Raw genomic sequence first — 25745 nt, 5'->3', positions numbered from 1 at the left:
GTCATGTGTTGGCAGTGATGTTTGTACCATTTATTTTTTAAAGATATATTATTACTTCTTCATTTGTTATAAAATCCCTTTATATTATGATGGAATTAATATATTTGGAAACGAGGGGAACTATGCAGCGTACTGTAAAAAATCAAGTAACTGGTGAACAAATTACTTTTGTAGAAACAGCAAAAGAAACGAAAGGGCAATATTTATTGATCGAGGTATCATTACCACCTCAAGGAGTTGGACCACCTTTACATATTCATGATGAGTTCGAAGAGGAATTTGAAGTTATTTCAGGAAGTTTAACCGTAACAGTGGGGAAGGAAATACATATTCTGAAGTCAGGTGATCGTCGTTTAGTAACATTAAACATGCCCCATACATTTACAAATAACCATGATGAGCCTGTCATTTTTCATGTTCGCTTAACTCCACCTAGTGATTTCGAGGATTCTGTACGAATTCACTATGGACTAATAGACGATGGACTTGTAGATGCAAAGGGAAACCCGAAAGATATTGCTTACACGGCCCTTATTTTATCGATGCAAAATACGCTAGTTGCAGGAATTCCGTACTGGTTACAACGTAATTTATTTAAATTTATCGTTAGTCGAGCGCATAAAAAAAATCGATATGCCGCATTAGAGAAATATACAGGCAAGGTAATAAAAAAGTAGAAATATATTATTTAAAAATACAGAATTTAACAACAATAATACAAAAAATGCTTACAATTGTTGTTAGTTTTCTCGTTAATTACAACCTTTTCAATTGCTTCCTGCTAAGGGATTTGTATATATTTTAATCTTTTAACAATTGTGTTACACTACAATAAGGTAATAAATGATACAGAATGAGTAGGATTTCTTTTATTATTTTGTCGATAATAAAGGGAGCGCTTACATTAGTTCTGCAAATCTTAATATATATATAAGGGAAGGTAAAAATGAGTAACAAGCATATCAAATCAGACGTTATCTTAATTGGTGCCGGAATTATGAGTGCAACTTTAGGAACTTTACTTAAAGAATTAGCACCGGATTGGAAAATTACAGTTTTTGAGAACTTAGCAAAAGCTGGTGAGGAGAGTTCTCACGAATTAAACAACGCAGGAACAGGACATGCCGCTTTATGTGAGCTGAACTATACAAGTGAGAAAAAAGACGGGACAATCGATATTACAAAGGCAATTAATGTAAACGAGCAATTCCAAGAGTCTTTACAATACTGGTCTCACCTTGTAGCAAGTGGTCAAATTTCAAATCCACAAGATTTCATTATGCCATTGCCACATATGAGTATGGTTCAAGGTACGAAAAACGTAGAGTACCTTAAAAAGCGTCATGAAACAATGGCAAACAATCCATTATTCGAAGGTATGGAATTCTCAGATGATCCTGAAACTTTAAAACAATGGATTCCATTAATTATGAATGATCGTAATTCTGAAGAACCGATTGCAGCAACAAAGATTGATTCGGGTACGGACGTGAACTTCGGTGCATTAACACGTATGTTAATCGATAACTTACAAAAGCAAGACGCTGACGTGAACTACAACCACAATGTGCGTGACGTAAAACGTTTAAAAGATGGTACTTGGGAAGTCAAAGTACACGATAAAGATAGCGGTAAAGTAGAATACCATACAGCGAAGTTTGTCTTCTTAGGTGCTGGTGGCGGTAGCTTAGAGTTATTGCAAAAATCAGGTATTCCTGAATCTAAGCACGTTGGTGGATTCCCGATTTCCGGTTTATTCTTAGTTTGTAAAAACGAAGACATTATTAACCAACATCATGCAAAAGTATATGGTAAGGCGGCAGTTGGTGCTCCACCAATGTCAGTACCTCACTTAGATACTCGTTATATCGATGGTAAAAAATCATTATTATTCGGACCTTTCGCAGGCTTCTCTCCGAAGTTCTTAAAAACAGGTTCAAATATGGATTTAATCGCTTCCGTGAAGCCACATAACTTATTTACATTATTAGCTTGTGGTGCGAAAAACATGGATTTAACAACTTACTTAGTTGGGCAATTACTATTATCAAAAGAAAAACGTATCGAAGAGTTACGTCAGTTCGTTCCAGCTGCTAAGAGTGAAGACTGGGATATTATCGTAGCTGGTCAACGTGTACAAGTTATTAAAGATACGGACGCTGGTAAAGGTACATTACAATTCGGTACTGAAGTAATTAACTCTCAAGACGGATCAATCGCTGCATTATTAGGTGCATCACCAGGTGCTTCTACTGCAGTATCTGTAATGTTAAAAGTAATCAAGCAATGTTTCCCACAAGAAATGAAAGCTTGGGAGCCAAAAATTAAGGAAATGATTCCTTCATACGGCACAAAATTAGTAGAAAACCCAGAATTACTAAAAGAAATTCATACGACAACAGCAGAAGCTTTACGCTTAAAGTAAGCTAATTTTTATAGAAAAGAACCTTTAATCTGTGAGAGATTAAAGGTTCTTTTAATTACAATCTGTCGTAATTTTAATATTTGAAGGAAGGGTGTATCGATATGTATACGTTAGATTATGTTTCCCCCCTTGGTATTATTGAAATAAAAGGAACTGAGGAAGGAATTTTCTCTGTATTATTTGCCAAAAGAGAACAGGAGCTTTATACGAAACAAGCCAATACGCCCAATGTTGTTTTGCAATGTTTCGAACAATTGAATGAGTATTTCTTAGGAGAACGTTTGGTGTTTACTGTTCCGTTCATCCTGGAAGGAACAGTATTTCAAAAAACAGTATGGCAAGCGTTGACAACAGTACCTTATGGAAAAACGGCTTCCTATAAAGAAATCGCCTCGTTTGTAGGAAATGAAAAGGCAGTACGTGCTGTTGGGACAACGAATGGGAAAAATTTGATTAGTATTATTGTGCCATGTCATCGAATTATTGGGGCGAATGGAAAGTTAACAGGTTATGCAGGTGGATTATGGCGTAAAGAGTGGCTCTTAGCTCATGAACAGAAATTTAGAAAGAAGGGCTAGGCGGGTCAGATGAATGAACAACAGTATGAAAAGCATTTAAATATTAATACATCAGGATTTCAATATGGATTTCCAAAACTTGTTCAGTACCATCGCTATGAACCGACACCCTATAGTGGGTTAGATCAGTTGTTTGAGCACTATGAGCTTCCACCAAATGCACATTTCCTTGATATTGGTTGCGGTAAAGGTCGTGTGCCAATTTATATTCATCATCAATTTGATATTCCTGTTACGGGCATTGAAATGGATCCGAAATTTTTTGTAGAAGCTGAGCACAATAGGGAGCAATATTTAAAAAAGATGAAGAAAAAGGGGGCATCCATCCGCTTTATAAATGTTTTAGCTGAAAATTATGAAATTAAAAAGCAAGACAATGTGTTCTTCTTCTTTAACCCCTTTTCGGTGCATGTATTTCGTCAATTTATAAAGCAAATATTTAATTCAATTGAAAAAAATCCCCGTCTTGTAGACCTCATTTTATATTATCCCTCGCCAGAATATATAGCGTACTTACAAAAGGAATTAGCAGTAGATTTTCTTTTAGATGTAAAGCTACCACACGAAAAAAACGAAAATGAACGAATTGTCGTTTTCAGAATGTAGTAAGTCTGAGTTGATTAAATTTTACAAATTATCGACAAGTAATTGATTGTAAATTTAATCAACTCAGAATATACATAATTTACAGAAAAATCACACTAGACTAATAATTATGTTTCTATTACAATACAGAAGTTGGAATAAATGAGAACAATACTATTGTTCAGAATATTTTAAATTTAGATTGTCGTAGAGTAGGGTATTCAGTATAATTATCAGAAATATCAAACATTTTACTTTTTTAGGGGGAGTCAATGATGACAAAGTACAGAAAGATGAAGAAATATGGCTCATTATTTATGGCGACAGCGCTTGTGACGGGGGCATTAGCAGGTTGTGGAACAAGTGACGATTCAAGCTCTTCAAGTGGCAACACAGTAACTGGAGATGTCATAAAAATTGGTGCTAACTTAGAGCTTTCAGGTGGCGTAGCCTCATATGGTTCATCAATCAATGACGGTGCAAAATTAGCTGTTGAAGAAATTAACGCTGCAGGCGGTATTGACGGTAAAAAAATTAAGCTAGTTGCTGTAGATAATAAATCAGAAACAGCAGAAGCAACTGCTGCAGCGACTCGTTTAGCAGAGCAAGAAAAAGTAGTAGCAATGCTGGCGCCAGCTACTTCGGGTAACTCAGTAGCAACTGTTCAAATTGCAAAACAGCATAAGGTGCCAATTGTAACTGCATCAGGTACAGCGCCTAATGTAACTGTAAATGATGATGGTTCAGTAAATGAATATGCATTCCGTACGTGTTTTATTGATCCTTTCCAAGGGACGGTTGCAGCAAACTTTGCAACAAATGAGCTTGGTGTAAAAAATGTAGCCATCTTTGCAGATAATGCTTCTGATTATGCAAAAGGTTTAGCTGCCTCATTTAAAGAAACGGTTGAAGCGAATGGTGGGACAGTAGTAGCTGAAGAGGCGTACGTAGCAAAAGATGTAGATTTCAAATCACAATTAACAAATATTAAAGGAAAAAATCCAGACTTCATCTTTATTCCTGGCTATTACGAAGAGGTAGGTCTTATTGTAAAGCAAGCACGTGAATTAGGCATCAATGCGCCGTTAATGGGTGCAGATGGTTGGGATTCACCAACTTTAGTGGATTTAGCTGGTGCAGAAGCATTAAACAACACATTTATTACTAATCACTATTCTTCTGAAGATCCAGATGCAAAAATTCAAGGCTTTGTAGAAGCGTTTAAAGCGGAGTATAACCAAGCACCAAATGCATTCCACGCTTTAGGTTATGATTCTATTTACTTTATTGTAGATGCAATTAAGCGTGTGGATGGGGAGATTACAGGGGAAGCAATTCAAAAACAACTTGCAGCTACAAAGGATATTAGCTTAATTACAGGAACATTCTCAGTTGATGAAAACCATAACCCAGTAAAATCAGCAACAGTTCTAGAATTCGTAGACGGTAAGCAACAGTTCAACTCGAAAGTTAATCCTTAATTTTGGTCGCTAGGAAAATACAGCTTTCCTTCGACATAAGAAGGGACATCATCTTGCGTAATATTCGTACAAGATATGTCTTTCTAAACAAGTAAGGGGGGCGAACTTGCCCTCCTTTTTTTTATAAGAACATACTTCAAAAGATAAAAGGAGTGAAGTGTATGGAATGGGTACAGCAGCTTGTGAACGGGATATCTCTCGGCAGTATTTATGCGCTCATTGCACTTGGCTATACGATGGTATACGGAATTATTAAACTAATTAACTTCGCCCATGGTGATGTGTTTATGCTTGGTGCCTTCATTGGTTTTTATGCAATTGCACGATGGGAAATGAACATCTTTTTAGCATTAGTATTAGCAATGATTCTTTGTGCAGTAATTGGGGTTATTATTGAGCGGGTTGCCTATAAAAGGTTACGGAATGCAACACGTATCGCAGCACTTATTACTGCAATTGGGGTTTCCTTATTAATTGAGTATACAGTAATTTTCTTCCGAGGAGCTTCACCAGAGGCGTATCCAAAAGTGTTTACTACAACAAACATTGAAATTTTTGGGGCGCAAATTAGCACGCTAGCTATTTTCATCTTGTCAGTATCGATTTTCTTAATGCTTTTACTACAATTTATCGTTCATAAAACGAAAATCGGAAAAGCAATGCGTGCAGTATCACATGATGCTGATGCAGCACGATTAATGGGAATTAACGTAGACAGAACAATTTCTGCAACTTTTGCAATTGGTTCAGCTTTAGCAGGTGCGGCAGGTGTTATTTTTGGGATTTATTATACACGTATCGATCCATTAATGGGTGTTATGCCGGGGATTAAAGCATTTATCGCAGCGGTACTTGGTGGTATTGGGATTATTCCCGGAGCAATGGTCGGCGGATTAGTACTGGGTGTTGTTGAAACGATTGTATCGGCTCTTGGTTACTCCTTATGGCGTGATGCAGCCGCATTTGTGATTTTAATTTTAATTTTAATTTTACGTCCTGCGGGTATTTTCGGCAAAAATACACGCGAGAAAGTGTAGGTGGAAAGCATGAAAAAGTCTAAAATCTTTTGGGGCTATACTATCTTAGCGCTTGTTATTTATGCCATTATTCAAGTATTAATTAACACGGGTGCAGTCGGGTACCACTATCAAAATATGCTTATTACGATGTGTATTAATATTATGCTTGCCGTGAGTTTGCACATCATTATTGGGATTACTGGTCAGTTTTCGATTGGGCATGCTGGATTTTTGGCAGTAGGTGCTTACATTTCTGCTATTTGTACGATGAAGCTCGGTATGCCATTCGTTACAGCGATTTTAATTGGTGCTATAGTGGCCGCATTAGCTGGTCTTTTAGTAGGCATTCCATCATTACGTTTAAAAGGGGATTACTTAGCTATTGCTACATTGGGATTTGCTGAAATTATTCGGATTGTCTTTTTAAATATTGATTATGTGGGTGGTGCGGCAGGAATGCAGGTGACGCATCAATCTACTTGGACATATGCATTCTTCGGTGTATTTGCTACGATTTTAGTAATTTCAAACTTTACGAATTCTCGCCATGGTCGAGCATGTATTTCCATTCGTGAAGATGAGATTGCAGCTGATGCCATGGGGATTAATACGACATACTATAAAGTAGTCGCATTCGCAATCGGATCATTCTTTGCCGGGGTAGCTGGTGCGATATACGCACATAATTATTATTTAATTCAACCAACAGCATTTGGCTTCTTAAAATCTTTTGATATTTTAATCTTCGTCGTATTGGGAGGGTTAGGAAGTCTTTCGGGCTCTGTTATTGCAGCGATTTTATTAACGATTGTCTCGACATACCTACAAGGCTTCCCAGAGACACGTATGATTATTTATTCTTTAGTATTAATTTTAGTCATGCTTTATCGCCCAACAGGATTATTAGGAACAAAAGAAATTACCCATTTCTTCAAGTTTGGTAAAAAAGGAGGTACACGTGTATGAGTACACTTCTTAAGGTAGACCAATTAGGGATACAGTTTGGTGGTCTGAAAGCTGTACAAAATGTGGCTTTATATATGAATGAAGGCGAGCTTATCGGTTTAATCGGTCCAAACGGTGCAGGTAAAACGACAACATTTAATATGTTAACAGGTGTTTATGCACCAACTGAAGGGACAATTGCATTTGATGGAAAATCAATTGGTGGGTTAGATCCATATAAAGTAACACGCCAAGGAATTAGCCGTACATTCCAAAATATCCGTCTATTTAAAGAGCTTTCTGTTTTGGATAATGTAAAAGTAGCAAACCACGGTTTAGCTAAGCATAATCTTTTATCGAGCATTTTCCGTTTGCCGAGCCATTTTAAAGGTGAAGAAAAAATGGAACAGGAGTCATTAGCCTTTTTAAAGATTTTTGGTCTAGATGTGTACAAAAACGAGCTCGCCAAAAACTTACCATACGGGATGCAGCGTCGTTTAGAAATTGCACGTGCGCTAGCAGCTGGTCCGAAGCTTTTATTACTAGATGAACCTGCAGCTGGAATGAACCCTCAAGAAACACATGATTTAATGGAGTTGATTGCGTTCATTCGAAAGGAATTTAACTTAACGATTTTGCTAATTGAGCACGATATGAGCTTAGTTATGGGTATTTGTGAGCGTATTTACGTCCTCGACCACGGACAATTAATAGCTGATGGGACGCCTGAGGAAATCCGTTCAAATCCAAAAGTAATTGAAGCTTACTTAGGTGAGGAGGTTACACAATAATATGTTAAAAATCAATGACATCGATGTATACTATGGAAATATTCAAGCATTAAAAGGAATCTCCCTCGAGGTAAATGAAGGTGAAATTGTCACATTAATCGGAGCGAATGGTGCAGGGAAAAGTACACTACTTAAAACGATTTCAGGATTACTAAAGCCAAAACGTGGTTCAATCGAATATTTAGGGACAGCTATTGATGGTAAAGCGGCACAGTCTATTGTGAAGGCAGGTATTTCGCATGTGCCGGAAGGACGTCGTGTATTCTCTAATATGGCCGTGGAAGAAAATTTAGAGCTGGGTGCCTACTTACGAAATGATCGGGTTGGTATAAAAAAAGATATAGACCATGTATATGAATTATTCCCTCGCCTTTTTGAACGTCGAAAACAGCTATCAGGTACATTATCTGGTGGCGAGCAGCAAATGTTAGCAATGGGGCGAGCGCTAATGGCCAAGCCAAAGCTTATTATTATGGATGAACCATCAATGGGTCTTGCACCACTTATGGTAAAAAATATTTTCAATATTATTGAAATGGTAAACAAAGAGGGTACAACGGTCCTTCTAGTCGAGCAAAATGCCAATATGGCATTGTCCGTTGCTGACCGCGCTTACGTATTAGAAACAGGAAAAATCGTACTTTCAGGGGGAGCAAAGGAATTACAGGAAAGCGATGAAGTAAAAGCCGCTTATTTAGGTGGACTATAAAAATGAGAGATTTCTCGATTGGAAACTTTCGAGAAGTCTCCTTTTTTCATGTGTAAACCATAGTATAATGAATCCATCAACATAGGAAAGGCGTGAGAAGATGTTAAATCCACAGCAAATGATAGAAGGATTTCAATTACAACCTCATCCAGAAGGGGGCTTTTATCGTTCAACGTTACGAGCAGAAGAGTCCTTATTATTAGAACGAGGAGAGCGCCCTTTTTATACGAGCATCTATTTTTTACTTCGCTCAGAAGATATTTCCCATTTTCACCGACTTCAATCAGATGAAGTTTGGTATTTCCATGGTGGCAGTGCTTTAACCGTTCATATGATTCATCCAGATGGGACTTACGAAGCAAAAAAGCTTGGGTTAAATGTTGCCCTTGGTGAAGAGCCTCAAATCGTTGTGCAGAAAAATACGATTTTTGGTTCCTCTGTAGAAGCGGACAATACATATGGATTTGTTGGATGTATGGTCGCACCCGGTTTTGATTTTGCTGATTTTGAGTTATTTACGCAGCAGCAGTTAATCGAGCAATATCCAGCGCACGAGGCAATTATTAAAAAGATGGCGTATGAAAAAATATAAAAGGTGAAGCTGTAATTTTCTGTTACAGCCTCACCTTTTCATAGTATTTAGAATTAGTTACTGCTTTGGTGTGTAGTTTAGTAAATCAAATAATTCCTGTTGCTCTTTTTCAGTTAGATCTCGCCATTGACCAACCTTTAGATTCCCAAGGTGAATATTCATAATTCGAATGCGCTGTAATCGTTTGACTGAATAGCCAAGGGCTGAACACATGCGACGAATTTGACGATTTAAACCTTGTTCTAAAATAATTTTAAATACTTGAGAAGAAACCTTTTCTACACGACATGGTAATGTTTTTGTATCTAAAATTTCAACACCTGCGCCCATGTCATGTAGAAACTTCTCTGTAATCGGTTTATCTACTTGCACCACATATTCCTTTTCGTGATGATTTTCAGCACGTAAAATTTCATTCACGATATCACCATCATTCGTTAGTAAAAGTAAACCTTCGGAATCTTTATCTAAACGCCCGATATGGAAAATGCGAAGTGGATGATTGACGAAATCGACAACATTGCCTTCAATATGTTTTTCCGTTGTACTCGTAATACCGACTGGTTTGTTAAGCACAATGTAGACAAGCTTTTCTTCACGTTTTACTGGTTTGCCATCAACACAAACGTCATCCCCAGTTTCTACCTGACTACCGTTTGTCGCAAGGACACCGTTAATTGTAATGCGGCCTTCTTCGACCCATTTATCCGCACCGCGACGAGAAACGATGCCTGTTTCTGCTAAAAATTTATTTATACGCATAATTTTCACCTACTAATAGAATAACCTCAGTATACAATATCTCTCGAATAAATTCGCTCTTCAGAAATAAATCTAAAATAATATTATAATTTTCAGAAAAAAGAAGTTTTAAAAATTGAAATCAAATAACATTTCTGACAATATATTAAATGAGGATACCTTTTGAAAGAGAAAGTTTTTCAGCATGAATAAGTCACGGCCTTTAAAGAAGGTATGTCAAAAACTTTATGCAAAGGGGAGAATTTTCAATGACAGGAGTTTATCAAAATCCAAACACAGATGGCGCAGTAGTAAGTTTTAAAGAGCGTTACGACAATTATATCGGTGGCAAATGGACAGCACCTGTAAAAGGAGAGTATTTTGACAATGTGACACCAGTCACGGGGAAAGTGTTCACACAAATAGCTCGTTCAACGGAGGAAGATATAGAGTTAGCATTAGATGCGGCACACGCTGCGAAAGATGCTTGGGGGAAAACTTCGGCAACAGAGCGTAGTAATATTTTATTGAAGATTGCAGATCGTATGGAACAAAATTTAGAAATGTTAGCGGTAGCAGAAACGTGGGATAATGGAAAAGCAGTTCGTGAAACATTAAATGCAGATTTACCATTAGCAATTGACCATTTCCGCTATTTTGCAGGCGCATTACGTGCACAAGAGGGGGCATTAAGCCAAATCGATGACAATACGGTTGCGTATCATTTCCATGAACCAATTGGGGTTGTTGGACAAATTATCCCGTGGAATTTCCCATTGCTAATGGCCGTATGGAAGCTTGCGCCGGCACTTGCAGCAGGGAACTGTGTTGTACTAAAACCTGCAGAGCAAACACCGGCATCTATTATGGTGTTGTTGGAGCTAATTGAAGATTTATTGTCTCCAGGTGTTTTAAATGTGGTTAATGGCTTTGGGTTAGAAGCCGGGAAGCCATTAGCATCGAATCCACGCATAGGTAAAATTGCCTTTACTGGAGAAACAACGACAGGTCGTTTAATAATGCAATATGCATCCCAAAACTTAATCCCTGTCACACTAGAGTTAGGTGGTAAGTCACCAAACATTTTCTTTGAAGATATTATGGATGCAGATGATGCATTTTTAGATAAAGCTGTTGAAGGCTTTGTATTATTCGCATTGAATCAAGGGGAAGTATGTACGTGCCCTTCTCGCGCATTAATTCAAGAATCGATTTATGAGAAGTTCATGGAACGCGTATTAAAACGTGTTGAAGCAATTCAAACGGGGAATCCACTGGATCCGAATACGATGATGGGTGCGCAAGCCTCCTCAGAACAAATGGAAAAAATTCAGTCCTATTTGCAAATTGGTAAAGAAGAAGGGGCAGAATGCTTAATTGGTGGAGAGAAAAATGAGTTAGGCGGCGAGTTTAAAGAAGGTTACTATATTAAGCCAACTGTCTTCAAAGGGCATAATAAAATGCGAATTTTCCAGGAAGAAATTTTTGGCCCAGTTGTAGCAGTGACGACATTTAAAACAAAAGAAGAGGCATTGGAAATTGCGAATGACACATTATATGGCTTAGGGGCAGGTGTTTGGACACGAGATATGAACACAGCGTACCGTTTCGGTCGTGGGATTCAAGCGGGTCGGGTTTGGACAAACTGTTACCATGCTTACCCAGCACATGCGGCATTCGGTGGTTACAAAATGTCAGGTATTGGACGCGAAAACCACAAAATGATGCTAAGTCATTACCAACAAACGAAAAACTTATTAGTGAGCTATGATGAAAATCGCTTAGGCTTCTTCTAAGAGAGGGGGTGCTTTAACTTGGTTGAACGAGTAGTTGCAACCGACGAAGCACTGAAGCTAATAGACAAGTTAAAAGAACGCCATGGTCCCATTATGTTTCATCAATCGGGCGGGTGCTGTGACGGTTCATCGCCTATGTGTTATCCAGATGGAGATTTAATTGTTGGCAACCAAGATGCATTGCTTGGTTATATTGGAGGAAGCCCGTTTTATATGCATAAAAATCAATATGATTACTGGAAGCATACACAAATCATCATTGATGTTGTGAATGGACGTGGAGGGATGTTTTCCCTTGAAGGGGTAGAAGGTAAACGTTTTTTATCCCGTTCACGCGCATTTACAAAAGAAGAACTGGACCATCTATCAAGTTAAACATAAGGAAGCACGAGAAAAGGCATTTGCTGTTTTTCGTGCTTTTTTATTTTTTCCTATGACAAAAAATAGGCGTATAATTAAAATAGGAGTGTGAAAAATGGATAAACTAAATTTTTTATCATTACTACAACAAAACTACGATCGAATTTCGAATTTTTTTGGCTATGATAAGGCGACCGCGATTCGAATTCCATTAGCAGTACAATATACTTTTTCAAGGGAAACATTTAGTGGTGTAGCGTTTGAAAAAAACGTGGAAAAAATACAAAAAGAAAATGCAAAGCAATCCTTTGTTGAACTCATAACAACTTTTTCAAGTACGTCTACGTTGAGCTATAAACTAGCGGCGTATTTAGTATTACATAAAACGTCTCAAAAGGAAGTTGAGAGGTTAATCGAAAATGAACAGTATTTAGTAGCAGCAGGTTTTAAGAAAAGTCCGTATCAAAATATAGCGGCTGTTTTCTTAAATGATGCAGCACATGCAAAACGAGCAAAAAAGCTCCATGAAGAGATGAGAAAGCATCATTATTTTTTAACTGGTAAAGATGATATTCCGTATGCCGTCTTATTAACAAAAGATCTAGCTGATGCACAAGTACAAGCACAAACAATGCGTACATATTACGATCATTTAATAAATCAAGGCTTTAAAGGTGGAGATTCCTTACAGGCCGCTTGTCAGCTATTAACGCTTTATAATGAACAGTTTCAACCTGAATTTGTAGATTACATTAGCGCTATTAAAGCAGCGTTAGCATCCAAGGAGATTCTCGTAAAAAAAAGACATTATCCTTACTTAGCTGTACTGGCATTAACGGCATCGACAACAGCAATAGTCGAGAACATTGCTGACATGACGAAAGCATTAAGTACATTAAAAATGTATCAAGGAGATCATGTTTATCCTTTAATGACGGCTATACATTATGTCGTCCATGAAATGATTGAAGCGGAAAAACTTGTCCAATTAACGGATATTTCATCGCTTATGCAAGCATTAGACGTAAGTGATTTTCTACTTGATTTTACATTCTTCTTTGGACTAGATATTTTGGATTTATTTACGTAGTCTTTTTGAAAAATGGGAATAGATATTATAGGAGTGATTATAATGAAACAAACTAAGTTATGGATAAATGGTGTATGGGAAACTACTGAAAAATCTACAGAGTTAAAAGCGCCTTATACAGGTGAAGTATTAACGAGGGTTGCAAAGGCAACCATTGCAGATGTAGAACGTGCGATTGAAGGGGCACATGAAACCTTTCAATCATTTAAGAAAACGACTGCATATGAACGCGCAGAAATTTTGTATAAGGTTGTAGCCATTATGCGGAACCGAAAGCAGGAGCTAGCAGAAATTTTAGCAAAAGAAGCGGCTAAACCCCTCACAGCAGGATTAGCCGAAATTGATCGTACGATTGCAACGTATCAATTTGCAGCAGAGGCAGCGAAGCAAGTGACAGGTGAGACAATTCCGATGGACGCAGCACCGGGAGTGACGGACCGTATTGGTTATACGAAGCGAATTCCGTTAGGTGTTGTTTCAGCAATAACGCCATTTAACTTTCCATTTAATTTAATCGCCCATAAGCTTGGACCGGCACTTGCAGTAGGCAATACCGTTGTATTAAAGCCAGCATCTCAAACCCCACTAAGTGCTCTTGTGATGGCACATATTTTTAAGGAGGCAGGCTTACCTGATGGGGCACTGCAAATTGTCACAGGGAGTGGCGGGGAATTAAGTGATACGCTTGTGACACATCCTCTTGTAAAAAAAGTGACATTTACGGGAAGTGGTGCAGTCGGTTTAAAAATAAAAGAAAAAGTAGGGCTTCGTAAAGTAACGTTAGAGCTAGGTTCCAATGCAGCAGTTATTGTAGAGCCTTCTACACCACTTGAAAAAATAATGGCGCGCTGTGTAAGTGGAGCTTTTGGCTTTGCTGGGCAAGTTTGTATTTCGTTACAACGTATTTATGTTCACCAATCGATCTATCATGAATTTACAAAACTCTTCGTTGAAGAAACTGAAAAATTAGCTGTAGGAGATCCGCTTGATAAAAAAACAGACGTTAGTGCCATGATTAATCCAAGTGAGGTAGAGCGCATCAAAAACTGGATTGACGAAGCAAAACAGCAAGGTGCCATTGTTGCAACAGGAGCAAAATTTACAGACCGTACATGTACGCCAACGGTAATGACAAACGTTAAAGCGCATATGAAAGTTGTTTGTGAAGAAACATTTGCGCCAATTGTATCAATCATTCCTTATAACACATTAGATGAAGCCATCGAATATGTGAATGAGTCGGAGCTTGCATTAAATGCGGGTATTTATACAAACGTTTTAACTGATGCGATGAAGGCAGCGGATTTACTTGAAGCTGGAGCGGTCGTTATCAATGATATTCCCACGTTCCGAGTTGATAATATGCCCTATGGTGGCGTAAAGATGAGTGGTTACGGAAAAGAGGGTATTAAATATGCCGTTGAGGAAATGACAGATTTAAAACTCATTACAATGAAATTAAATTATTAACAGTAGTGATTAGCGGTGTGGTATACTAGAGAGTAGCATGAAAGGCTGGAAAGGGGGGGAGTTAGTGAAGTCGACTTTACCTATGAGTTATTCTCGAACAATTCAAACTCGATTAGTACTACCACCAGATACGAATCATCATCAATCAATTTTTGGTGGGAAAGTTTTAGCATATATTGATGAAATTGCGGCAATTGCTGCGATGAAGCATGCACAAGGTGAAGTGGTGACAGCATCCATTGACTCGGTAGATTTTATTTCGGCCGCTTACGCAGGGGATATGATTGAGCTAGAGGCCGTTGTGTCTGGGACAGGTCGTACATCGATGGAAGTTTATGTTCGGGTTGTTTCACGCAATATTAAAAACGGTGCGAAGAAGTTAACGACAGAATCTTTTGTAACGATGGTCGCGATTGACGAAGAGGGAAAACCAAAAGAGGTTCCAGGTATTGAGCCTGAGACCGATTTCGAACGTCATTTATTCGAAACGGGTCCAATTCGTCAAGAGCACCGGAAAGAAAAACGTGCCTTATCAAAAAAAAGACGCGGGTAATCATGATAGGGGGTGTCCAGCTAGTAATAACTGAGCGACATCCCCTTTTAAATTAGCTGTAATAATGAAATCGATTATATAGTCCATAGAAATGAGTTTTAGTATAACTTCTAAAATTGACGATATTTGTAATTTATTTTTTGGCATTGTATCATATGGGTAAGATTGCATTCATTATTTACTAGAAAAGGACGTTGGATGATGAAATTTCATGTAGGCCGTTTAAAATTTGTTTTACCATTATCGTTAGGTGTAGCAATTGCTTCCTATATTATGCTTGTGAATAATTATGAAGAAGTAGTTGGGCGGGATCGTATACTTATTGTTATTGGAGCAGCGATATTAACAGGGATTATTTCGTATTTTTTATTTCCTCAAGAGGGAGATAATCCAAAAGATCGTGGACCATATTAACAAGGCTTTTACTAATTTCAACCTCAAAAGAATATTAAAATTTTATATAAAATATGAATCTTTTTTGAACATTATCCGTAAATTAATTAACGAAAACAAAGTGAGGTTGATTATAAATGGAATCTAAATGGTCAAAGGTAATTGTTCACGCAAGTGCATTTTTTGCTCCCTTTTTAGTACCGATTCTATTTTTCTTAATAAGTACAGATGATGATGTGAAGCGTATTTCCATTCAAGCGTTATTATTCCAAGTAGTATTTGGTATTTTAATTGCTATTGCGGGCTTTTTATCATTCATTTTAATAGGATTACCATTCTTATTAGTATTTTTAGCAATCTTCTGGATTGCCCCAATTATTGGTATTGTTAAAGCGATATCTGATAGTGATTGGAACTACCCAATTGTTGGTCGTTGGGTATAACATCGGAAAAAGCCGTGAAATCTGTTAGTACAGGTTTTACGGTTTTTTTTCGTTTTATTAGGGAAGAGAACATTTAAGCGTGATTATTTGCAAAGTGAAATTTATGTATTGTATATTTAAGTCAAAGATAGTCAAAGTCAGTTGTAAGAGAGGTGACAGACAGCATGAGGAATATATCTGACATTATTGAAGGGTATTTGAAAGAGGTTATTGAATTAGATGGTCAAGGACATATTGAAATTAAGCGAAATGAATTAGCGAAGCAATTTGCTTGTGCACCATCGCAAATTAACTATGTCATTAATACACGGTTTACAACTGAGCACGGATATTATGTAGAAAGTAAACGTGGTGGTGGCGGCTATATTCGAATATTGCGTGTGACGATCCATTCGAAAAAAACCCTTTTAGATGAAATGGCTACACAAATTGGTGAGGCCATTGCACAGATGAATGCAGAGCGAATTATTTATCGTCTATTCGAGGAAGAGATTATTACTGAACGTGAGGCGATTCTTATGAAGGCTGCAATGGATCGAGCAACGTTACAATTAGGATTGCCGTTACGAGATCAAATTCGTGCACGTATTATGCAAGCGATGTTAAAAACGATTTCCTTTGAGAAATAGGGGTGTTTTCACATGATTTGTGAATATTGTAAGCAAAGACAGGCAAATGTTACGGTGACACAAATTCAAAATGGTCAGCAAATGGAGCGACATTACTGTGATGTTTGTGCGGAGCATTTTCATCCATTTCAATTCCAGACAACAGAAGAGCCAGCATCTTTTCAGCAACTGATTTCAAACTGGTTTAATTTTGCTCCTTCAGCAGCGAAGAAGGAAAATGCTGTGGCAGAAGGGCAGCAGAGTAATACCTGTCCAACTTGTGGGTTTACGTATCGCCAATTCCTTAAGAAAGGGAAGTTTGGCTGCGAAAATTGCTATGAAACCTTTTATAAGCAATTACCTCAGCTACTAGAGCGAATTCAGGCAGGGACAAAGCATGTAGGGTTTGTGGAAGAGGTACCCTCATCTGAAAAAATCGAACAAAAAATTTCACAGCTTCGTGAGCATATGCAAGAAGCAATCGCAGAAGAACGCTTTGAGGATGCAGCGAAAGTTCGTGATGAAATACGTTTATTAGAAAGTAAAATCCCTCTAAAAGGAGAGGAGCGGACATGAATATCGAGCATTTTTTAACGAATGCCAATCCACGATGGATGCAAAGTGAAGGTGCTTCGGATATTGTCATCAGTACACGTATTCGACTTGCTCGAAATATTGCAGGTACGCGCTTTCCGATTAGTTTTAACGAACAAGAGGCACAAAATGTAGAAGAAAAATTGATAAAGGCCTTGCTTAGCATTGAAGAAAATCCGTATCAGTTTTCTTTCTTTCAAATTAAAGATATGCCGCTTTTGCAACGACAAATTTTAGTGGAAAAGCATTTAATTAGCCCAAATTTAGCAAATAGAAAGAAAATCGGTTCGTTTTTTTTAACAAAAGATGAGTCGATAAGTATTCTAGTGAATGAAGAGGATCATATTCGAATACAATGTTTAGCTCATGGTATGAATTTAGAGGAGGCATTCAGGGAGGCCCGTAAAATAGACCGTTTCTTAAGTAAGCATATAACCTATGCATATCAAGAGCAATACGGTTATTTAACAAGCTGCCCAACAAATGTCGGTACAGGTTTACGTGCTTCTGTCATGCTCCATTTACCTGCCCTTACCCTTACGAAACAAATGAATACATTAATTCAAATGATGACGCGACTAGGAATGGTTGTTCGAGGGATATATGGTGAAGGTAGTGAAAATTTAGGCAATATTTATCAAATATCCAATCAAATCACGTTAGGGAAATCGGAGCTTGATATTTTACAGGAGTTACGTGATGTTGTTGAGCAAGTTATAAAAAAAGAACAGCTAGCCCGAAAAAAATTACTAACAAGCGCTCCTTCTATATTAGAAGATCGCTTGAGTAGATCGCTTGGCACATTAAAGTATGCCAAAATTTTATCCAGTGAAGAGGCCGCAAGTTGTTTATCCAACGTGCGTCTAGGGGTAAATTTAGGATTATTAGAACCGATTTCACAAAGTCGACTAAATGAATGTATGTTACTGATGCAACCAGGATTTATTCAACAACATGTAGGTACAACACTTCAACCAGCCGAACGCGATATGTATCGGGCAAAGCTTTTACAGGATAAGTTAAATCAACAGGATGATACCATAAACAATGGGGAAGAAGGAGAGGATTTATATGATGTTTAATCGATTCACACAACGCGCTCAAAAAGTGTTACAACTTGCTCAAGAAGAGGCCATTCGCCTTAAGCACAAGGAAATTGGAACAGAGCATATTTTACTTGGGTTAATTCGCGAAGGTGGAGGTATTGCAGCAAAAGCGCTGGAAGCCATTAATATTAGCCCTCAAATGATTGAATCAGGTATTGAAGAGCTTGTAGGAAAAGGGACAGAAGAGGTTGGTCCGATTGTACACTACACACCACGTGCAAAAAAGGTAATCGAATTATCCTTAGATGAGTCTCGCAAATTAGGTCATGCGTATGTTGGAACAGAGCATATTTTATTAGCATTAATTCGTGAAGGCGAGGGTGTGGCAGCACGAGTATTAGCAAATACAGGTGTAAGTATTAATAAAGCACGCCAGCAAGTGCTCTTACTTTTAGGCAATAATGATACAAATAATGCTGGAAACACGACATTGAATCAAACAGTGAATACGCCAACACTAGATAGTTTAGCTCGAGATTTAACAGCTGTTGCTCGAGAAGGCTCTCTTGACCCAGTAATTGGACGTTCAAAGGAAATTACTCGTGTTGTAGAAGTATTATCTCGCCGTACAAAGAACAATCCGGTTTTAATCGGTGAGCCAGGTGTAGGTAAAACAGCAATCGCAGAAGGCCTAGCGCAACAAATTATTAATAATGAAGTGCCTGAAATTTTACGTGATAAACGTGTTATGACACTAGACATGGGGACAGTTGTTGCTGGCACAAAATACCGTGGTGAATTTGAAGACCGTCTGAAAAAGGTAATGGATGAAATACGCCAAGCAGGGAATATTATTCTCTTTATCGACGAGCTTCACACATTAATTGGTGCAGGTGGTGCAGAAGGGGCAATTGATGCCTCAAATATTTTAAAACCATCGTTAGCGCGCGGTGAATTACAATGTATCGGTGCAACGACGTTAGATGAGTACCGCAAATATATCGAAAAAGATGCAGCGTTAGAGCGTCGTTTCCAACCGATTCAAGTTGATGAGCCGTCAGTAGATGAAACGATTCAAATTATTAAAGGCTTGCGTGACCGCTACGAGGCGCATCACCGTGTCAAAATTTCAGATGAAGCGGTCGAAGCTGCAGCGAAATTATCAGATCGTTATATTTCAGATCGTTTCCTTCCAGATAAGGCGATCGATTTAATTGATGAGGCGGGCTCTAAAGTACGCTTGCGTTCGTACACAGTGCCACCAAATTTAAAGGAACTAGAAGATAAGCTTGAAAGCATTAAGTCTGAAAAGAATGCGGCGGTTTCAGGTCAAGAATTTGAAAAGGCAGCAGCTTTACGTGATTCCGAACAAAAGCTTAAAACGGAATTAGAACAGTTGAAAAAAGAATGGAAAGAAAAGCAAGGAAAAGAGGAATCGACTGTTAACGTTGATGACATTGCGCAAGTAGTGGCTATGTGGACTGGAATTCCAGTGTCCAAAATTGCACAGGAAGAAACAGCGAAGCTATTACATCTTGAAGATGAATTACACAAGCGTGTCGTTGGTCAAGGTGAAGCAGTAGAAGCCATTTCTCGCGCAATCCGTCGTGCTCGTGCAGGTCTGAAGGATCCGAAACGTCCGATTGGTTCATTTATTTTCCTTGGCCCAACAGGTGTTGGTAAAACAGAGCTTGCTCGTGCATTAGCAGAAGTAATGTTCGGTGATGAAGATGCGATGATTCGTGTCGACATGTCGGAATATATGGAAAAGCATTCAACTTCACGTTTAGTAGGCTCACCTCCAGGCTATGTTGGCTTCGATGATGGTGGTCAATTAACGGAAAAAGTACGTCGTAAACCATATTCTGTTGTACTTTTAGATGAAATTGAAAAAGCACATCCAGACGTCTTCAATATTTTATTACAAGTATTAGAAGACGGGCGCTTAACGGATTCAAAAGGTCGCGTAGTAGACTTCCGAAATACGGTCGTTATTATGACATCAAACGTAGGTGCAGATGCATTGAAATATCGAAAGCATGTAGGGTTTAACGTTGGGGATGTAACTTCGAAAAATAAAGATATGAAGGGCACAATGCTAGAAGAGTTGAAAAAAGCATTCCGTCCAGAATTCTTAAACCGTATCGATGAGATGATTGTGTTCCATTCATTAGAAAAAGAACATTTAAAAGAAATTGTTTCACTAATGGTCGCTTCATTGACAAAACGTTTAAAGGAGCAAGATATCGAGCTTCAATTAACAGATGCAGCGCTTGAGAAAATTACGGATGAAGGGTATGATCCAACATACGGTGCACGTCCACTACGTCGAGCTCTTCAAAAGCATGTAGAAGATCGTTTATCTGAAGAACTGTTAAAAGGGACGTTAGATAAATCTCAAACAGTTATACTTGATTATGTAGAGAATGAATTTATCGTTCGACCACAAGAAAAGGTATCAACAAATTAGTAGTATGAACGAGGTAGGGGAATTCCCTACCTCGTTTTTTTAACTGAAGAAATAGAAATTTTCAATGGAATATTAGGCGTTCACTTGAGTTTCATGTACAATAATAGAACAAACATTCGAAGGAGTACGCGACATGGCAAAGAAAAAATCAAAATTTATGTGTAGTAGCTGTGGCTATGAAGCAGCAAAATGGATGGGGCGTTGTCCTGGATGTGGCGAGTGGAATACGATGAACGAGGAAGTCGAGGTTATTTCAAAAGGACCTCGTGGAGCATTCCAGCACTCTTCTACAACGACAAAAGCAACACCTATTATTCATGTAGAAGTACAGGAAGAAACTCGTATCGTAACGCAAATGGACGAGTTTAACCGTGTGCTAGGCGGAGGTATTGTGCCTGACTCTCTTGTGTTAATCGGTGGGGACCCAGGTATCGGGAAATCGACCCTGTTATTGCAAGTATCGGCCCTATTATCAAACCAAGGAAAGCGTGTTTTATATATTTCAGGGGAAGAATCTGTGCGTCAAACGAAGTTACGAGCTGAACGTTTAGGTGTTAAATCAGCGGAGCTTTATATTTACTCTGAAACGAACTTAGAATTTTTAAATCAAACGATTGAAGAAGTACAGCCTAAGTTTGTAATTGTAGACTCGATTCAAACGGTACATCATCCTGAAGTGACGAGTGCACCAGGAAGCGTATCGCAAGTTCGTGAATGTACGGCGGAATTAATGCGAATCGCGAAAACGAAAAATATTGCTATCTTTTTAGTCGGACACGTAACGAAGGAAGGACAAATTGCCGGACCACGTATTTTGGAACATATGGTGGATACAGTTCTTTATTTTGAAGGGGAACGCCATCATAATCATCGTATTTTGCGTAGTCAAAAAAACCGTTTCGGGTCAACGAATGAAATCGCCATTTTTGAGATGCTTCAAGGTGGCTTAAAAGAAGTGTTAAATCCATCTGAATTATTTTTACAAGAACGTTCTCAAGGCGCACCAGGTTCGACAATTGTTGCCTCGATGGAAGGAACACGCCCAATCTTAGTTGAAATCCAATCTCTAGTGACGCCAACTAGCTTTAATTATCCAAAGCGAATGGCGACAGGGGTCGATCAAAACCGGGTGCAATTATTAATGGCGGTGCTAGAAAAGCGTATGGGGATGATGCTACAAGCACAGGATGCTTATATTAAAGTAGCAGGCGGTGTGAAGCTTGATGAACCTGCCATTGATTTAGCCGTATTAACAAGTATTGTCTCTAGTTTTAAAGATCAAGCAGTTCGCCCAACCGATTGCTTTATCGGTGAGGTTGGTTTAACAGGTGAGGTTCGTCGTGTGTCTCGTATTGAACAACGTGTCCAAGAAGCTGCAAAATTAGGGTTCCAGCGTGCCTTTATTCCAGCATCCAATATAGGCGGATGGGAGTTCCCGGCAGGAATCCAAGTCGTCGGAGTCGAAACGATAAGTGATTCGTTGCGAGCTTCATTTCAAGACTTATAAATAAAAAAGGGGAAGCAACTAATTAGGTCGCTTCCTCTTTATCTTTATATTAGGCTTTAGCTGTTGAAGATTTTTTTTCAAATGCTTCACGTGTAAAAATACCGAATGGCTTTCCAATTGGTAAAAAGTTAAAGCCGAAATGTTTGTTTAATACGTTTGCACCCGCACCGTAGAACGATAATAATGCGATGACCAATTCAGAGTAAGCTGCTAATAAGTGCATACCATGCTCCATAATACCGAAAGAGCTTAATGATAAGCCGATAAATAATAAATCAATCATAACAAAAATTGCGAATAATACTTTGTTCGTTTCAGCTGCGCCAATTGTCATGAAGATGGTGAAGATTAAGTAGCCTAAGTACACAACGCCTAATTGACGTGTATCGACAGAAGCTTGTAATGCTTCGCCAAATACACCCGCTTGTACTAACCAGCTCATCCCAACACCCATCCAGAATAAACCGTATGCGCCGAAAGCTGTTGTCCCAAATGTATTATTGTGTTTCGAGTCTAAAACTGAAGCGTAAAATTGTGCAATGCCCCCTAAAAATAGTGCCCAAGGAAGCACTAGGCCTAAACCATCTGTCCAACCAAGCTTTTGTGTTGATGCTACGAATGTAACGATCGCTAAACCGAATAAACCGATTGCTGATGGATCGGCAGTAGAAATTTTAATATCTTTTGTTGTATTCAAAACATATTCTCCTATTCCATGATCTATTTTTTCTATTATTCGAAATAATATACTAAAATAGGATTATGAACTATAAAGTGATATTAATTTGAAGAAAGAACGTCATTAATGATGTGATTAGTCGCAAATTTAACAAATAAAAAACGAGTCAAAACGGATTGTTTAGAAAAAAATTATATTAGAAAGATTATTTTGTTGTAACGTAGTTAAAATTGTTATTTTCTGTTGTAGTACAAATGATGGTGTTTGTTTTTAGCATTGAAAGCAAGATGCATGTATAATTACTATTGGAGGTGAATTGTATGTTAAAGAAAGTTATTCAAGTAGCATTCTTATTTATCGGTGGAGCATTAGGTCTAATTTTCTTACCGCCATTATACGAATTTATGAATTTATCATCCCATCCATGGCTTAATAATCCATATTTTAGTGTTGCAATCGGTGCTGCTTTATTATTCGTATTATCTTTTGCATTATCTGATTACTTTGTTAAGTTAATAACGTGGTTAGAGGAAGTTTTATTTAAATTACCTGCTGCAGATTTATTATTCGGGACTTTAGGCTTGATTGTTGGGCTAAGCGTTGCCACTTTAGCAGGTGTTGCCATCAATCAAATGAATATTCCCTTTGTAACGGCTGTAGTGCCAGCAATATTATCCATTGTTTTAGGATATTTAGGATTCCGTTTAGGCTTTAGTAAGCGTGATGAATTATTACAAATATTTTCTGGGAAATCCACTGGAAAAAAACGTGTGAATGATTCAACGAATAAAGAGGTACAAGAGCATTATAAATTACTTGATACGAGTGTCATTATTGATGGACGTATTGCAGATATTTCAGCGACGGGCTTTGTAGAAGGTGTTCTTGTTGTACCGCAGTTTGTGTTAACTGAATTACAGCATATTGCGGACTCTTCAGATACGTTAAAACGTACACGTGGTCGACGAGGACTAGATATTTTAAAACGCCTACAAGACGAGCGTGCTTCAAAAGTACTTATTACAGAAATTGATTTTGAAGACGTATCTGAGGTGGATTTAAAATTAGTACGCTTAGCGAAAAAAATGGATGCACAAATTTTAACGAATGATTTTAACTTAAATAAAGTATGTGAATTACACCGTGTTCAAGTATTAAATATTAATGATTTGGCAAATGCCGTAAAACCTGTTGTTATTCCAGGGGAAGATATGCAAGTCGTAGTGATTAAGGACGGGAAAGAGCATAACCAAGGTGTTGCCTATTTAGATGATGGTACAATGATCGTTGTTGAGGGTGGTCGTAGCTATATAGGTCAGGCGATTACTGTGACGGTGACGAGCGTATTACAAACGTCAGCTGGTCGAATGATCTTTGCAAAGCCAAAAGAAGATTAGGAAGTGAATTGTTTGCGTTATGAAGTTGTTTTGCCTGCAGCAGGTAGTGGAAAGCGTATGGGAGCAGGTCAAAATAAATTGTTTTTACGTTTATTAGACAGGCCTATATTAGTGCATACATTGCAGGTATTTGAGCAAGATGAAAATTGCACAGGAATATGGCTAGCAGTAAAAGACGAAGAACGTCCATTTATACAATCATTATTAGATAAATACCAAATTTCGAAAGTGAAGGGCTTGCCAACAGGTGGTGCAGAGCGCCAACATTCTGTACATTCATGTATAAAAGAAATGAATGCAGTAGATGTTGTACTTGTCCACGATGCTGCGCGTCCATTTATTACGCTTTCAACGATTGCAGAGCTTTCAAAAATAGCCTATGAAAAAGGTGCTGCCATTGCGGGTGTACGTGCGAAAGATACAATGAAAGTTGTGCACAATGGTCTCATTAAAGAAACGGTAGACCGCGATTCGTTATGGATGGTTCAAACCCCACAGGCATTCAAGTTTGATTTATTAGTGGAGGCAGAAGATGTTGCGGAAAAGGTCGGCTTTTTAGGAACAGATGAAGCTATGCTAGTAGAGCGATTAGGTCATGAAATTCACATGGTGGAAAGCAGCTATGAGAATGTTAAAATGACAACGCAGGAAGATTTAATTTTTGGTGAAGCAATATTAAATCGTCGTAATGCAATACAATAAAAAATGTGCCCGGGAACAAATTAATGTTTTCAGGGCATTTTTGTTTGCGAGGGAAAGGGAATTAATTTTTTCGTCCATACTTAGAAAAGACAATACTTCGCTTTCTTTGGCGAAAGTTTTGTTTTTCTTACGAAGTTTTGATTATACTAGAACTAATGAGATTACGAGAAAGAAGGTGAGGGCTAGTTTGTCTTATTAGATAGGCTAGCGTGAAATGATGTTTCGAATTGGACAAGGCTTTGATGTTCACGAATTTGCAGAAGGACGTCCTTTGATTTTAGGTGGCATTACGATACCACATGAGCGTGGCTTATTAGGGCATTCGGATGCAGACGTGTTATTACATACTGTAACAGATGCAGCACTAGGAGCTATCGGTGAAGGGGATATCGGTCGTCACTTCCCGGATACAGACCCGGAATGGAAGGATGCGGACTCAGCTAAGCTACTTGCGTATATTTGGAAGATGGTAGAGGAGCGCGGCTATAAATTAGGAAATGTTGATTGCACAATTATGGCACAACGTCCTAAAATGGCTCCGTATATTGAACCAATGCGTAATCGTATCGCAGAGCTTTTGAATGCAGATCCATCACAAGTAAATGTGAAAGCAACAACAACGGAAAAGTTGGGCTTCGTTGGTCGTGAAGAAGGTATTGCGGCAATGGCAACGATTTTATTAATCCAAGCTTAAATAGGTTGCGTGTGCCATATTTCGGCTCACGCTACTTTTATTTAGTAACTTACAGTGGTAAAATGAACAAAGTTAAA

Annotated in this window: 27 protein-coding genes; 25 read left to right on the top strand and 2 right to left on the bottom strand. The window is 38.2% G+C overall.

The features are described from left to right. Window positions 1-122 precede the first annotated feature (122 nt). The 10 genes from MKZ17_RS19700 (at window position 123) to MKZ17_RS19655 (ending at window position 9125) form a co-directional block, all read left to right on the top strand. Complete coding sequence (locus MKZ17_RS19700; RefSeq protein ID WP_340725389.1) at window positions 123-677, top strand: cupin domain-containing protein; 555 nt, start codon at window positions 123-125, stop codon at window positions 675-677. 269 nt (window positions 678-946) lie between these two features. Continuing rightward, window positions 947-2425, top strand: a complete 1479-nt coding sequence (locus MKZ17_RS19695; protein WP_340725388.1) for a malate:quinone oxidoreductase — start codon at window positions 947-949, stop codon at window positions 2423-2425. Between the two features lie 101 nt (window positions 2426-2526). Beyond that, on the top strand, window positions 2527-3003 hold the full coding sequence (locus MKZ17_RS19690) for a methylated-DNA--[protein]-cysteine S-methyltransferase (RefSeq protein WP_340725387.1): 477 nt from the start codon (window positions 2527-2529) through the stop codon (window positions 3001-3003). A 9-nt stretch (window positions 3004-3012) separates the two neighbouring features. Next, the gene (locus MKZ17_RS19685) at window positions 3013-3609 is read left to right on the top strand and encodes a class I SAM-dependent methyltransferase (protein WP_340725386.1); all 597 of its coding nucleotides are present in this window, start codon (window positions 3013-3015) and stop codon (window positions 3607-3609) included. Between the two features lie 254 nt (window positions 3610-3863). After that, window positions 3864-5069, top strand: coding sequence for an ABC transporter substrate-binding protein (locus MKZ17_RS19680; protein ID WP_340725385.1), 1206 nt, complete (start codon window positions 3864-3866; stop codon window positions 5067-5069). Between the two features lie 161 nt (window positions 5070-5230). Continuing rightward, on the top strand, window positions 5231-6106 hold the full coding sequence (locus MKZ17_RS19675) for a branched-chain amino acid ABC transporter permease (RefSeq protein WP_340725384.1): 876 nt from the start codon (window positions 5231-5233) through the stop codon (window positions 6104-6106). A 9-nt stretch (window positions 6107-6115) separates the two neighbouring features. After that, window positions 6116-7054, top strand: coding sequence for a branched-chain amino acid ABC transporter permease (locus MKZ17_RS19670; RefSeq protein WP_340725383.1), 939 nt, complete (start codon window positions 6116-6118; stop codon window positions 7052-7054). Beyond that, the gene (locus MKZ17_RS19665) at window positions 7051-7824 is read left to right on the top strand and encodes an ABC transporter ATP-binding protein (RefSeq protein ID WP_340725382.1); all 774 of its coding nucleotides are present in this window, start codon (window positions 7051-7053) and stop codon (window positions 7822-7824) included. The genes MKZ17_RS19670 and MKZ17_RS19665 overlap by 4 nt, the downstream gene beginning before the upstream one ends. Window position 7825: 1 nt before the next feature. Then, complete coding sequence (locus MKZ17_RS19660) at window positions 7826-8533, top strand: ABC transporter ATP-binding protein (protein WP_340725381.1); 708 nt, start codon at window positions 7826-7828, stop codon at window positions 8531-8533. 100 nt (window positions 8534-8633) lie between these two features. After that, on the top strand, window positions 8634-9125 hold the full coding sequence (locus MKZ17_RS19655) for a cupin domain-containing protein (protein ID WP_340725380.1): 492 nt from the start codon (window positions 8634-8636) through the stop codon (window positions 9123-9125). 57 nt (window positions 9126-9182) lie between these two features. Here MKZ17_RS19655 and rluF read toward each other — a convergent pair whose 3' ends face one another. After that, window positions 9183-9887: a 23S rRNA pseudouridine(2604) synthase RluF gene (gene rluF, locus MKZ17_RS19650; protein ID WP_340725379.1), complete on the bottom strand. Its 705-nt coding sequence runs from the start codon at window positions 9885-9887 to the stop codon at window positions 9183-9185. A gap of 248 nt (window positions 9888-10135) precedes the next feature. Between rluF and adh the strand changes: the two genes are divergently transcribed. The 12 genes from adh (at window position 10136) to radA (ending at window position 22196) form a co-directional block, all read left to right on the top strand. Then, a complete protein-coding gene (gene adh, locus MKZ17_RS19645; RefSeq protein WP_340725378.1) occupies window positions 10136-11662 on the top strand; it encodes an aldehyde dehydrogenase in 1527 nt (508 codons plus the stop codon). An 18-nt stretch (window positions 11663-11680) separates the two neighbouring features. Then, window positions 11681-12037, top strand: coding sequence for a DUF779 domain-containing protein (locus tag MKZ17_RS19640; RefSeq protein ID WP_340725377.1), 357 nt, complete (start codon window positions 11681-11683; stop codon window positions 12035-12037). Window positions 12038-12137: 100 nt separating this feature from the next. Continuing rightward, the gene (locus MKZ17_RS19635; RefSeq protein ID WP_340725376.1) at window positions 12138-13112 is read left to right on the top strand and encodes a DUF4003 family protein; all 975 of its coding nucleotides are present in this window, start codon (window positions 12138-12140) and stop codon (window positions 13110-13112) included. A 42-nt stretch (window positions 13113-13154) separates the two neighbouring features. After that, a complete protein-coding gene (locus tag MKZ17_RS19630) occupies window positions 13155-14582 on the top strand; it encodes an aldehyde dehydrogenase family protein (protein ID WP_340725375.1) in 1428 nt (475 codons plus the stop codon). A 64-nt stretch (window positions 14583-14646) separates the two neighbouring features. Beyond that, the gene (locus tag MKZ17_RS19625; protein ID WP_340725374.1) at window positions 14647-15135 is read left to right on the top strand and encodes an acyl-CoA thioesterase; all 489 of its coding nucleotides are present in this window, start codon (window positions 14647-14649) and stop codon (window positions 15133-15135) included. Window positions 15136-15336: 201 nt separating this feature from the next. Further along, a complete protein-coding gene (locus tag MKZ17_RS19620) occupies window positions 15337-15549 on the top strand; it encodes an acyltransferase (protein ID WP_340725373.1) in 213 nt (70 codons plus the stop codon). 116 nt (window positions 15550-15665) lie between these two features. Then, the gene (locus MKZ17_RS19615; RefSeq protein WP_340725372.1) at window positions 15666-15971 is read left to right on the top strand and encodes a DUF4870 domain-containing protein; all 306 of its coding nucleotides are present in this window, start codon (window positions 15666-15668) and stop codon (window positions 15969-15971) included. Window positions 15972-16135: 164 nt separating this feature from the next. Then, on the top strand, window positions 16136-16600 hold the full coding sequence (locus MKZ17_RS19610; RefSeq protein WP_340725371.1) for a CtsR family transcriptional regulator: 465 nt from the start codon (window positions 16136-16138) through the stop codon (window positions 16598-16600). A 12-nt stretch (window positions 16601-16612) separates the two neighbouring features. After that, window positions 16613-17155, top strand: coding sequence for a UvrB/UvrC motif-containing protein (locus MKZ17_RS19605; RefSeq protein ID WP_340725370.1), 543 nt, complete (start codon window positions 16613-16615; stop codon window positions 17153-17155). After that, window positions 17152-18255 (top strand): protein arginine kinase, encoded by a 1104-nt coding sequence (locus MKZ17_RS19600; protein ID WP_340725369.1) that lies wholly within the window; start codon window positions 17152-17154, stop codon window positions 18253-18255. Before MKZ17_RS19605 ends, MKZ17_RS19600 begins: the two co-directional genes overlap by 4 nt. Next, window positions 18245-20689, top strand: coding sequence for an ATP-dependent Clp protease ATP-binding subunit (locus tag MKZ17_RS19595; RefSeq protein WP_340725368.1), 2445 nt, complete (start codon window positions 18245-18247; stop codon window positions 20687-20689). Before MKZ17_RS19600 ends, MKZ17_RS19595 begins: the two co-directional genes overlap by 11 nt. A gap of 133 nt (window positions 20690-20822) precedes the next feature. Further along, window positions 20823-22196, top strand: coding sequence for a DNA repair protein RadA (radA, locus tag MKZ17_RS19590; RefSeq protein ID WP_340725367.1), 1374 nt, complete (start codon window positions 20823-20825; stop codon window positions 22194-22196). Window positions 22197-22245: 49 nt separating this feature from the next. On the opposite strand, the gene MKZ17_RS19585 is transcribed toward radA, so the two are convergent. Continuing rightward, entirely contained in the window at window positions 22246-22893 is a 648-nt protein-coding gene (locus MKZ17_RS19585) for an acetate uptake transporter (protein ID WP_340725366.1), read from the bottom strand. A gap of 302 nt (window positions 22894-23195) precedes the next feature. On the opposite strand from MKZ17_RS19585, the gene MKZ17_RS19580 reads away from it, so the two are divergent. The 3 genes from MKZ17_RS19580 to ispF all read left to right on the top strand — a co-directional run bounded on the left by MKZ17_RS19580 (window position 23196) and on the right by ispF (window position 25668). Continuing rightward, window positions 23196-24272, top strand: a complete 1077-nt coding sequence (locus MKZ17_RS19580; RefSeq protein ID WP_340725365.1) for a PIN/TRAM domain-containing protein — start codon at window positions 23196-23198, stop codon at window positions 24270-24272. A gap of 12 nt (window positions 24273-24284) precedes the next feature. Next, window positions 24285-24974 carry a 2-C-methyl-D-erythritol 4-phosphate cytidylyltransferase gene (gene ispD / locus MKZ17_RS19575; RefSeq protein ID WP_340725364.1) on the top strand — a complete coding sequence of 230 codons (690 nt, stop codon included), beginning with the start codon at window positions 24285-24287 and terminating at the stop codon, window positions 24972-24974. 217 nt (window positions 24975-25191) lie between these two features. Beyond that, complete coding sequence (ispF, locus tag MKZ17_RS19570) at window positions 25192-25668, top strand: 2-C-methyl-D-erythritol 2,4-cyclodiphosphate synthase (RefSeq protein WP_340725587.1); 477 nt, start codon at window positions 25192-25194, stop codon at window positions 25666-25668. Window positions 25669-25745 lie beyond the last annotated feature (77 nt).

This window comes from Solibacillus sp. FSL R7-0682, assembly GCF_038005985.1.
In the GTDB taxonomy this organism is placed as follows: Bacteria; Bacillota; Bacilli; order Bacillales_A; family Planococcaceae; genus Solibacillus.
The sequence above is the reverse complement of the archived record's forward strand: the minus strand, read 5'-3'. Positions and strand labels throughout refer to the sequence as shown.

Bases quoted from the DNA above. Each gene is read 5' to 3' on its own strand.
- MKZ17_RS19675 (WP_340725384.1), top strand. From the start codon at position 5,231: ATGGAATGGGTACAGCAGCTTGTGAACGGGATATCTCTCGGCAGTATT.
- MKZ17_RS19605 (WP_340725370.1), top strand. From the start codon at position 16,613: ATGATTTGTGAATATTGTAAGCAAAGACAGGCAAATGTTACGGTGACA.
- MKZ17_RS19690 (WP_340725387.1), top strand. From the start codon at position 2,527: ATGTATACGTTAGATTATGTTTCCCCCCTTGGTATTATTGAAATAAAA.
- MKZ17_RS19630 (WP_340725375.1), top strand. From the start codon at position 13,155: ATGAAACAAACTAAGTTATGGATAAATGGTGTATGGGAAACTACTGAA.
- MKZ17_RS19580 (WP_340725365.1), top strand. From the start codon at position 23,196: ATGTTAAAGAAAGTTATTCAAGTAGCATTCTTATTTATCGGTGGAGCA.
- MKZ17_RS19695 (WP_340725388.1), top strand. From the start codon at position 947: ATGAGTAACAAGCATATCAAATCAGACGTTATCTTAATTGGTGCCGGA.
- ispF (WP_340725587.1), top strand. From the start codon at position 25,192: ATGTTTCGAATTGGACAAGGCTTTGATGTTCACGAATTTGCAGAAGGA.
- radA (WP_340725367.1), top strand. From the start codon at position 20,823: ATGGCAAAGAAAAAATCAAAATTTATGTGTAGTAGCTGTGGCTATGAA.
- MKZ17_RS19700 (WP_340725389.1), top strand. From the start codon at position 123: ATGCAGCGTACTGTAAAAAATCAAGTAACTGGTGAACAAATTACTTTT.
- MKZ17_RS19620 (WP_340725373.1), top strand. From the start codon at position 15,337: ATGAAATTTCATGTAGGCCGTTTAAAATTTGTTTTACCATTATCGTTA.
- MKZ17_RS19670 (WP_340725383.1), top strand. From the start codon at position 6,116: ATGAAAAAGTCTAAAATCTTTTGGGGCTATACTATCTTAGCGCTTGTT.
- MKZ17_RS19635 (WP_340725376.1), top strand. From the start codon at position 12,138: ATGGATAAACTAAATTTTTTATCATTACTACAACAAAACTACGATCGA.
- adh (WP_340725378.1), top strand. From the start codon at position 10,136: ATGACAGGAGTTTATCAAAATCCAAACACAGATGGCGCAGTAGTAAGT.
- rluF (WP_340725379.1), bottom strand. From the start codon at position 9,887: ATGCGTATAAATAAATTTTTAGCAGAAACAGGCATCGTTTCTCGTCGC.
- MKZ17_RS19610 (WP_340725371.1), top strand. From the start codon at position 16,136: ATGAGGAATATATCTGACATTATTGAAGGGTATTTGAAAGAGGTTATT.
- MKZ17_RS19615 (WP_340725372.1), top strand. From the start codon at position 15,666: ATGGAATCTAAATGGTCAAAGGTAATTGTTCACGCAAGTGCATTTTTT.
- MKZ17_RS19685 (WP_340725386.1), top strand. From the start codon at position 3,013: ATGAATGAACAACAGTATGAAAAGCATTTAAATATTAATACATCAGGA.
- MKZ17_RS19655 (WP_340725380.1), top strand. From the start codon at position 8,634: ATGTTAAATCCACAGCAAATGATAGAAGGATTTCAATTACAACCTCAT.
- MKZ17_RS19595 (WP_340725368.1), top strand. From the start codon at position 18,245: ATGATGTTTAATCGATTCACACAACGCGCTCAAAAAGTGTTACAACTT.
- MKZ17_RS19680 (WP_340725385.1), top strand. From the start codon at position 3,864: ATGACAAAGTACAGAAAGATGAAGAAATATGGCTCATTATTTATGGCG.
- MKZ17_RS19665 (WP_340725382.1), top strand. From the start codon at position 7,051: ATGAGTACACTTCTTAAGGTAGACCAATTAGGGATACAGTTTGGTGGT.
- MKZ17_RS19660 (WP_340725381.1), top strand. From the start codon at position 7,826: ATGTTAAAAATCAATGACATCGATGTATACTATGGAAATATTCAAGCA.
- MKZ17_RS19600 (WP_340725369.1), top strand. From the start codon at position 17,152: ATGAATATCGAGCATTTTTTAACGAATGCCAATCCACGATGGATGCAA.